13 protein-coding genes are annotated in these 12412 nt (G+C 34.8%); all 13 read right to left on the bottom strand.

The genetic code is table 11. The features are described 5' to 3' along the window. Positions 1-19 precede the first annotated feature (19 nt). Positions 20-712 (bottom strand): orotidine-5'-phosphate decarboxylase, encoded by a 693-nt coding sequence (gene pyrF, locus ACHUFA_RS05730; protein WP_394405163.1) that lies wholly within the window; start codon positions 710-712, stop codon positions 20-22. 209 nt (positions 713-921) lie between these two features. Then, positions 922-1395 carry a YbaK/EbsC family protein gene (locus ACHUFA_RS05725; protein ID WP_394405162.1) on the bottom strand — a complete coding sequence of 158 codons (474 nt, stop codon included), beginning with the start codon at positions 1393-1395 and terminating at the stop codon, positions 922-924. After that, positions 1376-2359: a dihydroorotate dehydrogenase gene (locus tag ACHUFA_RS05720; RefSeq protein ID WP_394405161.1), complete on the bottom strand. Its 984-nt coding sequence runs from the start codon at positions 2357-2359 to the stop codon at positions 1376-1378. The genes ACHUFA_RS05725 and ACHUFA_RS05720 overlap by 20 nt, the downstream gene beginning before the upstream one ends. 12 nt (positions 2360-2371) lie before the next feature. Next, positions 2372-3145 (bottom strand): dihydroorotate dehydrogenase electron transfer subunit, encoded by a 774-nt coding sequence (locus ACHUFA_RS05715; protein ID WP_394405160.1) that lies wholly within the window; start codon positions 3143-3145, stop codon positions 2372-2374. A gap of 185 nt (positions 3146-3330) precedes the next feature. Then, positions 3331-3576, bottom strand: a complete 246-nt coding sequence (locus ACHUFA_RS05710; RefSeq protein ID WP_222349599.1) for a phage holin — start codon at positions 3574-3576, stop codon at positions 3331-3333. Positions 3577-3742: 166 nt separating this feature from the next. Beyond that, the gene (locus ACHUFA_RS05705; protein ID WP_222349598.1) at positions 3743-4972 is read right to left on the bottom strand and encodes a cytidylyltransferase domain-containing protein; all 1230 of its coding nucleotides are present in this window, start codon (positions 4970-4972) and stop codon (positions 3743-3745) included. A gap of 10 nt (positions 4973-4982) precedes the next feature. Beyond that, positions 4983-5612: an acetyltransferase gene (locus ACHUFA_RS05700; RefSeq protein ID WP_222349597.1), complete on the bottom strand. Its 630-nt coding sequence runs from the start codon at positions 5610-5612 to the stop codon at positions 4983-4985. 1 nt (position 5613) lies between these two features. Next, positions 5614-6762: a UDP-N-acetylglucosamine 2-epimerase gene (neuC, locus tag ACHUFA_RS05695; protein WP_222349595.1), complete on the bottom strand. Its 1149-nt coding sequence runs from the start codon at positions 6760-6762 to the stop codon at positions 5614-5616. Between the two features lie 209 nt (positions 6763-6971). Continuing rightward, positions 6972-7988 (bottom strand): N-acetylneuraminate synthase, encoded by a 1017-nt coding sequence (gene neuB / locus ACHUFA_RS05690; RefSeq protein WP_394405159.1) that lies wholly within the window; start codon positions 7986-7988, stop codon positions 6972-6974. 4 nt (positions 7989-7992) lie between these two features. Next, the gene (locus ACHUFA_RS05685; protein WP_394405158.1) at positions 7993-9417 is read right to left on the bottom strand and encodes an oligosaccharide flippase family protein; all 1425 of its coding nucleotides are present in this window, start codon (positions 9415-9417) and stop codon (positions 7993-7995) included. Positions 9418-9421: 4 nt separating this feature from the next. After that, a complete protein-coding gene (locus ACHUFA_RS05680; RefSeq protein WP_394405157.1) occupies positions 9422-10306 on the bottom strand; it encodes a glycosyltransferase family 52 in 885 nt (294 codons plus the stop codon). A gap of 15 nt (positions 10307-10321) precedes the next feature. Next, positions 10322-11425 carry an EpsG family protein gene (locus ACHUFA_RS05675; RefSeq protein ID WP_394405156.1) on the bottom strand — a complete coding sequence of 368 codons (1104 nt, stop codon included), beginning with the start codon at positions 11423-11425 and terminating at the stop codon, positions 10322-10324. A 28-nt stretch (positions 11426-11453) separates the two neighbouring features. Continuing rightward, positions 11454-12404: a glycosyltransferase family 2 protein gene (locus ACHUFA_RS05670; protein WP_394405155.1), complete on the bottom strand. Its 951-nt coding sequence runs from the start codon at positions 12402-12404 to the stop codon at positions 11454-11456. Between the last annotated feature and the right edge of the window lie 8 nt (positions 12405-12412).

The raw sequence follows: 12412 nt of genomic DNA, 5'->3' as shown, positions 1-12412 counted from the left end.
TCATTCCCGCTTTACTTTTTTAAGAGTTCCACTCCGCTTGAATCTTTTGATAAGCTGCGACTGGATCCGCCGCCTGTGTAATCGGTCTACCAACTACGATAAAATCTGAACCAATTTCTCTAGCCTCTGCTGGTGTCATGACCCGCTTTTGGTCGCCGGGCTCTACACCACTTGGACGAATACCTGGTGTCAAGCAGACAAAATCCTCTGAAGTTGCTTCTTTGATAGCCGCTACTTCATGAGCTGAGCAAACCACACCATCGAGCCCAGCCTCTGCTGTCTTTTTAGCATAATGAAGGACTGACTCTGCTAAACTTGTCTGGATATTTTGAAACTTTTGCATCTGCTCTTGTGAAGTTGACGTCAACTGCGTCACCGCAATCAAGGTGCCTTGGTCTCCAAAACCTTCTCGCGCCGCCTTCATCATCTCCACACCACCAGCCGCATGAACATTAGTCATGTCTACTCCCAATTTTCGTAATACAGCCATAGCAGACTTGACCGTATTGGGAATATCGTGCAATTTTAAGTCTAAAAAGACACTGTGTCCCAATGACTTGGCATAGGTCACCACCTGACTGCCACAAGCATAATAGAGCTCCATTCCAATTTTGACATAGAGTGTTTCCTCCTCTGGAAACCGCTCCAAGAACGCCTTTGTCGTCTCAAAATCTGGAAAATCCAGAGCAATAACTGGTCTTTGTTCGCGCAAATTATCCTCCTTTTTCATACTAATATCCGTTCTCAATCGGATACTCTCCTAAAACGATAGCAAAAAAACCTTGCCTGAGGCAAGGTACGACAAAATCAGGGTTTCCCCTTTTAACCGCTTCCCTTCTTAGCCTCTCTGGACTTTTTTAAAGGTTTCTAACTAAGTTCAGTCTAACATCTAGCCCAGCTTTTGTCAAGAAAAAGCCGAATCTAGCAAGCAATCGTCCGCAACTGATGCCACGTCTGTGCTAGAATTTTTTCAAAATCTTTGAAGTCAATATTCAGAGTTGTAGAGTTGATGAAGGGATGAAAGCCAACTGTCGTCGCTTGGTCCACATCCGCATCTACAACCACTTCAATCTTGTGCTCCACATCAAACAACATGCTAAAAGGTGTCACTGTCCCTGCTGGTACGTGTAAGATTTCCTCCAGCACTTCTTCTTTGACGAAGGATGGTCGTTTTTCACCCAAATTTTCCGCCAACTGGGCTAGATTGGCCTGCTTTTCATCTCGTAAAATGACCAGATAGAGCTGATTGCCCTTTTTATTTTTCAAGACCAGATTTTTTACCTGTTGCCCAGACAAAGTAAAATCCAAATCCAACACAGAAGTAATAGCCTTATGTTCGTGTCGCTCGTAAGCAATTTCAAGCTCCCTAAGCAAATCATAGGCTTGCTGTTTCATCGCAAATACCACGTCCTACCTGCTTTCTCAAACTATCTCGAACCTCTCTCCGCAAGTCCTCTAAAGTCTCAATACCGTATCTATCCATAACTTTAGGGAGATTTTCAATGATTGTCGGACAGGCATATGGATCTGTAAAATTAGCTGTTCCTACGCCAATGGCTGACGCTCCAGCAATCATCATCTCTAGCGCCGCCTCAGCTGAGTCTACGCCGCCCATACCAATAATCGGTAAATCTGTTGCCAGAGCAACTTGACGAATCAGTTTCAAAGCTACTGGGAAAATAGCAGGGCCTGACATACCACCTTGACCATTTGCAATAATTGGCTGGCGTGTCTTCAAGTCATAGCGAGTCCCGACGAGAGTATTTATCATGGTCAAACCGCTAGCCCCCGCATCTTCTGCTGCCTTTGCGACTAGGGTAATGTCCGCAACTGACGGCGTCAACTTAACATAGACTGGAACTTCTGAATGACTGACACTGGCCTTGACTGCAGCGTAGGCTAATTCGGGCACTTGACCAATCAAGAGACCATGATTGCCGTGGTCCACATTTGGACAGGAGATATTTAATTCAATAGCTTTAACATTTGGTGCTTTGGAGATTTTTTCGGATACGACAGCATATTCCTCATTGGAAAATCCTGCTACATTAGCAATAATGGGCAAAGCTGGAAAATGCTCTACTAACCATGGTAATTTCTGAGCGACAACTGCCTCTACACCTGGACTTTGCAGACCAATGGCATTGAGCATACCTGACGGAGTTTCTGCCACACGCGGCGTTGGATTTCCAAAACGAGCCTTCTGTGCTGTCGCCTTGATCATAATTGAACCTAAAACATCTAAGGAATAGTATTTGGCAAATTCTTGCCCAAAGCCAAAGCAACCTGATGCTGGAATAATAGGATTTTTTAAGTCCAAACCTGGTAAAGAAACGGCTAAACGATTTTTTTCTGACATCCTACTAACCTCCTATAAAACTAGACTGCCTGTTGGAAAGACTGGACCTTCCTCGCACACTCGCTTAGCATCTGCTTCCTGTCCTTCCTTTGGATGAACGACACAGGCATAGCAAGCCCCCATGCCACAAGCCATTCGCGATTCTAGCGACATGTAAGCGTGGACATGTTGCGCAAATTTGCTGTCTACATAGCGCAGCATCCCCGGTGCACCACAAGAATACACAGCATCAAAATCCTCTGGAAATGCATCAACCATTTCCGATACATAACCTTTACGCCCATAGGAACCATCATCCGTTGTCACAATGACTCGGCCATACTTGGCTAATTCCTCTTCTAAGATAACCGCTGCCTGATGCGCAAAACCAATCACAGCAGTGACCTGACAACCTTTCGCAACAATCTCTTTAGCAAGCTCGACCAATGGCGGAACACCAATTCCTCCACCAATCAACAATACTGACTGACCCGCTGTCAAAAATGAAGCATCAAAGCCATTCCCCTGTGGACCCATACAGTCCAACAACTGACCCACAGGCATCTGTGAAAAAAGGCGCGTCCCCTCACCTTCAATCCGATAAATAATCCGACAGACTCCCGCTTCCTTGTCTACCTGGGAAATAGAAATCGGCCTCCGCAATACCTTACTAGCATCTGGCACACGAATATGCAGAAACTGACCCGCAGCCATTTCCGCCACCATCTCACCAGACAAATCCATAGCAAAAATCCGAGGAGCTATCTCCTCCTGCGCCACAATAACCAACTCTTCTTTCATTATCATCACAGACCTCACTTCAAAAAAAGAACCTCGCCAAGAGGCAAGGTACACGAAAATTGGACAGAACCTGCCCTCGATCTGCGTATCCTTCCTAGCCTCTCTGGACTTAGTTAAAGGATATTAAATTATTGATTATTATAGAGCAAATGATGCCAAATGTCAAAAGTTAGACGAATCCTAAAAATATATTATCTTGAATTTTTATCATCAATCTTTCCAGAAAGTTTTACTCCTCTATCTGTCTGATTGGTTAATATTCCTAAAAAGAGTAATATACTTAAAATAATACAAATAGTTTGCTCTATCTGACCTAATTTAGTACTCAAATCCATATCAAAATAAGATAAGGTAATATTATCAATCAGCATTAATATTAAAGAAACTAGGCCAATCCAAAACATATGCCGGTGTACTCGCTTTTTAATATCACTCATGATACATTCTCCTTTTTCAATTTTTGTATAATAATATCATACAAAAAAATTTGAAAAATAGAGCATAATTTATCAAAAAAAATCATAAAAATTCGGATATGACGAACATGCTGTTTGAAAAATGTAAAATTAGTCTCTTTTAAACAACTAATTTCCATTATTTATTCTATTCGGATAAAAATTCTTGATATTTTATCTGTAATTGTTGTGTAACTTCATCTTTAAAATGTAATCCATCTGTTGTTTTTTGATAATCTAATTGATCATTCTGCGCAACATATTCATTGATATCAAGCAAAGCAATATTGTTTTTATGACAGTAGCTATTTAGCCAATTATTCAGATGTTGCACTTCACTGTTTTTAACCGTTTCTCTGAAAAGCGTATAAGCAACTGTTGTCATACTTAATTTGATTTCTTTTTCAACAAGAATATTGTAGAATTTCTCAAAATTTTTACATATTGATTCGATAGAATGATTTGTAATGAAGTCATTCACACCAATAGATAAAAAGACTTCTTTTACATGATCAGTTAAAATGATATCAATATTTTCTAAAAGGGTGGAAAGGGTCAAACCACCTTGAGAATAATTCGCAAAGCCGTCTAAGTCAATGTTTACTGTTCTTGAGTCTCCTAGAATAAGGCGAATCGCCTTACTATCCATTTTTTCCTTAAATCCCTGACGATAAAGTTCCTTATTTTCCTGCTCTCTACGATCATAATCAAAGAAAATATGCCCGATCACATGAATAAAGTCATCTCTCGTATCAACATCTAAAGAGTACTCTTTCGCCATCTTATATGCATAGGTTTTTGGAGTGAAGAAACTTTTATTTGTTAAATACGTTTGTTTATCCGAAATATAGATAGCACCATTTGGATAATATAGGGTTTGTAAATCTTGTCTCCGATATCCTCTATCAGCACCTACCATATCTTGAGCAAAGCCTTCTTCTGATAAGGTTGAAAACAAACGTGGATGCTTTTCAACTTCAGAAAAACTAACTACATTATCGACATCATGAGATGTATAGTAATCTAATGCTTCCTCAATATGCCATGCCTTTCTTAATGGCGATGTAACCTGTAATAAAACGAAGACTTGATCATCCTCATAATCAGCTAAAAAGTCTTCCATCATGTCATATGAAGTAGCTGTATCCGATGATAATTCTGGTTTTCTCATTACAACAGAGATCCCACGCTCTAAACAAATATCTCGATATAATTCTGAATCAGTGCTAACAAAAATATCTTCTTTTTCAAATAATCCTGTTTCAATAGCTGCATCAATTGTATGAAAAATCATTGGTTTTCCAGCTAAAAAAAGCATGTTTTTATCAGGTAAACCTTTTGAGCCAGAGCGCGCAGGAATAATACAAATTGGTTTCATTGTTTGACCTCTACTTAATTTTTTTTGCTGGAACTCCAACATAAGTTCCACTTTCTATAATGTCTTTTACAATCACTGCACCTGCACCAATTGTTGTTTGTGAAGCAATACTTAAGGTTTGAATAATGACACTCGCACTACCAAGGTAAACTTCTTCTTCTATTTTACAAAGTCCATTTATTGTCGCATTAGGCGCAATATTACAGTGAGATTTCACAATTGTATGATGTTCAATCAAGGCACCAGTATTCACGACATTGTTGTCAAATAATTGAACTTTTGAGCCAATAAAAGCACCAAATCCAATAAATATCCCTCTACCACAAATACTTTCGGGAGTTAGTACTAAAGCATTTGGGCTGATAATATTAATGATGGCATCATAATAATCCTTTGCAACATAATCAAATAATTCACGTCTTTTAGCATTATCCCCAATTGTAATAAAAACAGCATCAATTGTTCCATTCTCTAAAAATTTCAAGACATCGTACAGATGGCCTAAAATAGGGTAGCCATCATGTTCCTTAATATCTTTATCATCAAAAAAACCAATAAAGTCATAGCTTAATCTATCAATAACAGGAACAATCGCATCTGCATGACTACCAGCCCCTAAAAATGCCAATTTTTTTTTCATATTAGCCCTCCCCGTTTAAATCATAAAAAGGTTGTGAAATAGAAGGAGTTTCATTAAGATACTGTGTAATAGCTTGATACGCTTTCTGAGAGGCATCTTCCTGATAATATGGATTTGAAAAATCTGTTACCGTTTCCAAGGATTTCAATCCAGTATAAATTTCATCGCTATCCACAAAAACATTTAAAACACTTCTACCACTCAATCTACCTTTTTGTCTATCACCTATGTTTAAAGTAGCTCGATTTAAAGACGGAACTTCAATTAAACCAGATGATGAATTTCCCACTAAACCATTTGAATGACGTATGAGTGAATGATACTGCTGTGTTGATAATGAAGCAAAACTATGACAATTTGGATGTTTCTTAAGGTAAGAAGCAATTGCTATGGAGATTTCATCAGAACCAGTATCGGAGTTTGAACCAATAAAAATACATTGTTGCCCAAATCGACTTAATGCCTCCAATACAATTGACATTTGGTCTCCAGCTGATAGGTCTTCTTCAAAAGTTACGGGATGATATAATACAACCACATATGATTCTTCCAACTTAACAGCTAATTGCTCCTCTAATTCTACTTTTGACAAAGAGGGAAGCGATAAAGCATTTTCGACGCCTAATGAGCCCGTATTTATCACAAATCGAGGCTGTTCTCCCATCTGAATTACACGATGACGAAACATTTCAGCTGCAACAAGATGCAAGTGACTCATCTTGGTAATCGCATGGCGAATATATTCATCAAAATTACCAAGTGACGTTTCGCCTCCATGCAAATGACAAACCGGCACATTATAAATAAGAGCAACATTTACAACTGGTAACATTTCATAGCGATCTCCCAAAATAACTACTAAATCATACTCATTTTCTTGAAAAATATCGGTCAAAGCCAGTTGCAATCTTGCCATACTTTTTGAAACAGTTTCTTTCTGAGTATCTCTTAAGTTCAATGGAATTTTATAGGCAATTGGAAAACCATCACTTTCAATTTGACGATAAGTATTGCCGTATTTCTCTTCCATATGCATGGCAGTAGCAACAATATCCAGAATAATTTCTTCATCATCAAACAGTTTTTGAATCAACGGCCTCATAATCCCATACTCAGCACGGGAACCTGTAACTAGACAAATTTTTTTCATATTAAATTCCTATATACTTCCAAAATTGTTTATCAATCCAATAAAAAAGACGACCGGTACTTACGCAAAATATTAATGATAGATGATAGATGATAGATAATAAATTATTCAATCTCAATATGAAATGAACCATCTGCACCACAAACTATAATAGTTTTTTTGACTAATTGCTGTAGTAATTTTAATCACCTTAAATCTTGTCTTAATTCTTACAATTGATTATCAAAGCGAGAATCACGGATTACTTCATCCTCTTCAAAGTCTTCTTGCGCTTCTTTTCCTAAAACGTCGTACCACGACATTGGTGATATGCCATTTCCAGGACGTTTCACAGTAATATTTTCCTCTGAAAATACTTCGCCTTTTTTGATTGGGCGTAAAGCTACAACGGATTTTCGAGCAACGATTTTGTTTTTTTCTTCAACTGGATCAGGAATTTTCTCGAATCGACCTAACGACTGCTCAACAATTCTGACACCCTTTACTAAGGCTGCTAGAATTTCTGGAGTTGCACTGGCTTTATGATCTGGTCCTTCCATTTCAGTATCCAATGTAAAGTGTTTTTCGATAACTTCAGCACCCATTGCTGCTGCCGCAATAGGAACTTCTGAACCAATAGAGTGATCAGAATAACCAATCGTCAATTCTGGGAATTCTTCTTTTAGTGTATGAATGACATTTAGGTTTAAAGATGGATATGGGGTCGGATATTCTGTTGTACAGTGCAAAATAGAAATATCAGTAGTCCCATTTTGTCGAAGAATGTCCACCGCTTGATGAATTTCTTCCATCACTGCCATACCCGTTGATAAAATAACCTTTTTTTGCTGCTTCCCAATTTTTTCGAGATATGGTAAATTGGTAATTTCCCCCGAAGGAATCTTGTAAACAGGCATATCTGTTGATATCAAAAAGTCCAGCGACTCATCATCAAAAGGTGTTGAAAAAGTATCAACTCCCTTTGTAAGTGCATAATCACGCATTTCCAAGTACTCGTCAAAACTTAATTCAAGTCGTTTAGTCATCTCTAACTGACTATCTGCTGTACCAGTCGTTGCTTTCTGATACTCTGCTTTAGGGGCAAATTTAGAAATCAGCTTTTCTGCCTTAAACGTTTGAAATTTAACAGCATCAACACCACACTCAACTGCTACATCGACCATTTTTTTTGCTAGCTGAACATCACCATTATGATTACAGCCAATTTCTGCAATAATATAAACCACTTAACTACTCCTTTTTCTTTCGAACAATCACTTGATAAAGCGCTTGTACATCTGTTTTAAAATAAACACCATAGGCGATCACAACCATTATTCCTAAACACCAACGAATTGGTAAACTATCTGAAAATTGATTCATCAGTAAAGCATAACCAATTGCAATCAGAGAAAAGATAAGGAACACCTTGACAGTTACCTCATCATATTGATATCTTTTTCTAGAAATGATATGGTGAAAAACCAATAAACTTAGATAAGATAATACCGTAGCAACTGCTGCACCGTAAATTCCAAACTTTGGAATGAAAAAATAGTTCAAAATAGCATTTACTACTCCCGCAGCAATCGTACCAATAGGAATCATCCTTGTATTCGCATAGTAAAATTGAATATTGACTGGGAAAGTATATAGAAACACAAAAAAGTAACTGATAATAATCATCGCTATAAAATCAATACTTTGACTGTATTTCTCCCCACCCATCAACAGAGCTAAATCTGGAAAAATCGTTAAATAACCTAATGTTAAAAATAGCCCAAGAGCCAAATAGCGTAACACATAGTAATGTAAACGTTTATCTTTCTTTTTCTTAGCTTCAAAAAACCAAGGAATCCATGCCATATTAATGCTATTTAAAACAGTCTGTATAATCATTCCCATTGTATAGCCAAAACTATAAATCGCAACTTCCTTGATAGACAGCATCTTACCAAGCATAATTCTATCTAACTGATTTAAAACTAAGTGTCCTAATTGATGAAAAATAAGAGGCAAAGAAATCATCAACATAAAGGACAAATACTTTTTATCAAAAAACGGTTGTTTTTTTCGCTGAAAATAAATGACTGTAATTATCATGAGTACACTGCTTGGAATAACACCTCCATAAACGCGTGCCAAAAAATCATCTGTCATAACTGTAATCAATCCTATGGAAATTACAGTATTCACAATTGCACTACCAAAAGATAACAAAAAATTAGCGACGCTCTCTTGTTTTTGGATAAAATATGCTCCCAAAAAACCTGAACAATATCCATTGAACGTTTGGACAGCTAAGAGAACAATAACTTGTTCAGAAAAACCGAATAAGTTTCCCAGTAACTTTCGAAATAAGAGCGCTAGTAAGAGCAAACTAAAAGCAAATAAACCCGAAAAATGAAAAGCACTAACTGCATATCGATCGTATTCCTCACCATACTTGACTTTAGCTGTACTTAAAGAACCTGAAATCTGTAACCCTACAATTAGCATAAAAATACTCATATAGGAGGAAAATAAACTAAATTCACCAAATACTTCTTGAGAAATAACTCTAGTATAGATAGGTAAGGTTATGAATCCAATCGCTTGTACAAAGATATTTCCGAGAGTGTACAGTGCCCCTGAAGTCATTAATTTTTTTGTATTCATTTTCTTATCTGTTACCACTTCTTTACAGTTCAAATATTTTTACTTTTTCATCAATAAAGTCAATAAAATCAATTGACGTTGATGAATGGGTGATTCCAATTTTAAAATTACGATTTATAAGCATCCCAATGAGTTCAATAGGAATATTTTTTTCTAATATATTGGCATCAAACATCGAATAATCGCAGGTATCTCTTGGATGAACTTTCATATAAACCGTATAATTCTCATTTTTTAACCTATTAATAATATTTTTATAAAATTCTATTTGCTCTTTCTCTGATTGAAATCTTGTAACTCTTGTTTTATACCATTTATCTGCTGCTAATGGTTGTGTAATGATAATTGCTGAATATCTATCAATATTCAAAGGAGTCACTTGAAAGATATCAAATAAATCTTGCTTTATTTTTTCTGATACAGTATTAAACAATTCCTCTCTTCGAACTTCTATTATTTTATTGTATCTACTATCTTTTTCCATTGCTCCTTTATCAGTAACTTCAATTGATACACAATACTTACTAAAGCCACCTGGTTGAGGCAAATTTCGGAAAAAATTTACTATTTTTTTAAATAACACTCTCTCCTTAGTATATACTAAACTTCCATAGCCATCCTCAATTAAATTATAAGTTATTCTTTTTTTATGTAACAACTGACCTAGACTAGTACAATCATTAAAAATATAAATCTCATTTATTAGAAAACTTTTCTCAACATTCTGCCAGTTATGATAGATAACAACTCTATAATTTTTACTTTCTAGTTGAGTTTTTAATCTATTTCTATCTTTTATCGAATCCATCAATACTATTTCTATTTGCTCTTTTTGATTTTCTGATTTTATTATTGTTATCAACAAATGGTATATAGTGTAACAAATATAAACTTTCTGCATTTCCATCTATCCTCCTAAGTATTAAAAATTAAATTTTGGATTCCCATAATACAGTTCATTTGCTTTAACTTTAAAATAAAACTGTATACTAAACAATGCAATAATCAAAACAAAGAAAATAAAACGGTATTTTCCTGACAATTTGCTCTCTATTTGGTTAACAACAACAAATGGAATAAACTGATAAAAATACATCTCAAATCTAGGAATTGCTGAAATATAATATAAATCATTACAACTATGTAAAATTAGAAATAAAACTACCAATGCAATCTCTACTGAAATCGTAGCTTTGTGCCGAAATTGTAAATAAAGTTTACCATCATTATTAAATTTTCTAACAAAAATGTAAATAAATAGCAACAATTCTGCAATAAAGATTTCTATAAGAGCTACAAGTGACATTCCACTTCCAGTTGATAATCTTAAAATTTCTAAATAATATTTTGTGTTATAATTAAATTGTGCAATCAACGAGACTACTGGACTTTTTATCAAGATAAAATAACTTAATAAAATTATTGGCGGAATAAGAAATAGCGTTATAACATTAAAGTTATTTTTATATCTAAGAAACAATAAAATTGGAAGGACCCCTAGTGCTGACCAATGAAACAAATATGCAATTAAAGAAAAGATAACACACATCCATAGTTTTTCATTCTTTAAAAAATAAATAGCTAATACAATTAAAGAAAGAGCTATCGATTGTCGAATGGCCGCTAACGAATATACATATAGATCAAAAATAATTAAATAAAAAAATAATGCTAGCGTCTTACTTCTTATAAGACTAGTACGAAGATAAAAAAAGACAACCGATAAATTAAAAAAAGCTATAAAAAACAATAGATTATTAAAAGAGAGATTTAGATTCACAAAAATACTCTCCAATATGTTATAACCTTTATCTGGAAAATCAACTTGCTTTGAAAGATGATTAGCAAACCTATAAAAATTACCTCTATAGGTAAGTAAATCCACTCCTATATTTTCTCTTATTGATAAAAAATAAGAAGTTATAGTAATTGTAAGGAAATCAATATAGTACCAATTATCTTTAATTCTACTTCCTAAAGCAAAGCCTAATAATGGTAAAGTTATAATAATTATATATGGTATCACAATAAAACTCCTATATTAGAACCTAACTTTATAATATCCCTTTAAGGGTAGTGATGACAATACGAAGAATATCCTTAAAAGAATACGAAAATAAATTCAAAAACACAACTTTCCTTGAAGCCTGCAAATTTTTACGAATACTTTGTATAAAATCCTTTTTTTTAATTTTCTTTGCATCATTCAATAATCTCATAGAAAATAAATAAATATTTTTATGCATATAGATAGTATACGAAGGAAATGATTTGTCACATACTTTCATCATATAATTTGCAGAGTAATATGCATCTTCAACTTTTTTTGAAGATAGTCTAGAATTCATTATACTTGTTGTATTTAATAAATAATAATATTTGATTTCAGGTAAAATGACTATATTTTGTAGTTTATTTATATAATCCGCTGCAAAAATAGTATCCTCATTATTATGTCCCTCTAGAAAATACATATTCCTAATAAATGTTGCAGAATAAAGTTTTCCCCAAGCCATTGTATTGAAAGATTGAGTCTTGAAAAATGCATCCAATATTTTATCTTTTGAAGTTAAATATTCTATATCATTTTTCTTTATTCTTACTTTCTTTAAAAATACTCCCTCATCTGTAATAGGCACAAAGTTACATTGTACTAAATCAACCTTCTCAGAATACATATATGACAGCATATATTCTATATAATCCGGTGATACCCAATCATCGCTATCTATAAAGGTAATATATTTTCCTGAATAGATAGCTAATCCCGCATTTCGTGCGCTACTCAATCCACCATTATCTTTATTAATAACCTTTATTCTATTATCGTGCTGTGCAAACTCATTACAAATTTTTCCAGATTGGTCTGTCGAACCATCATTTATAAGTATAATTTCTAAATGTTGGTATGTCTGATTAATTACTGAAGTTAAACAGCGTTCTAAATATTTTTCTACATTATAAACAGGAATAATGATTGAAACTTTTTCTTCTAGACTAAACACTAGTATCT

The sequence above is a fragment of the Streptococcus hepaticus genome, assembly GCF_043656315.1.
In the GTDB taxonomy this organism is placed as follows: domain Bacteria; phylum Bacillota; class Bacilli; order Lactobacillales; family Streptococcaceae; genus Streptococcus; species Streptococcus hepaticus.
The sequence above is the reverse complement of the archived record's forward strand: the minus strand, read 5'-3'. Positions and strand labels throughout refer to the sequence as shown.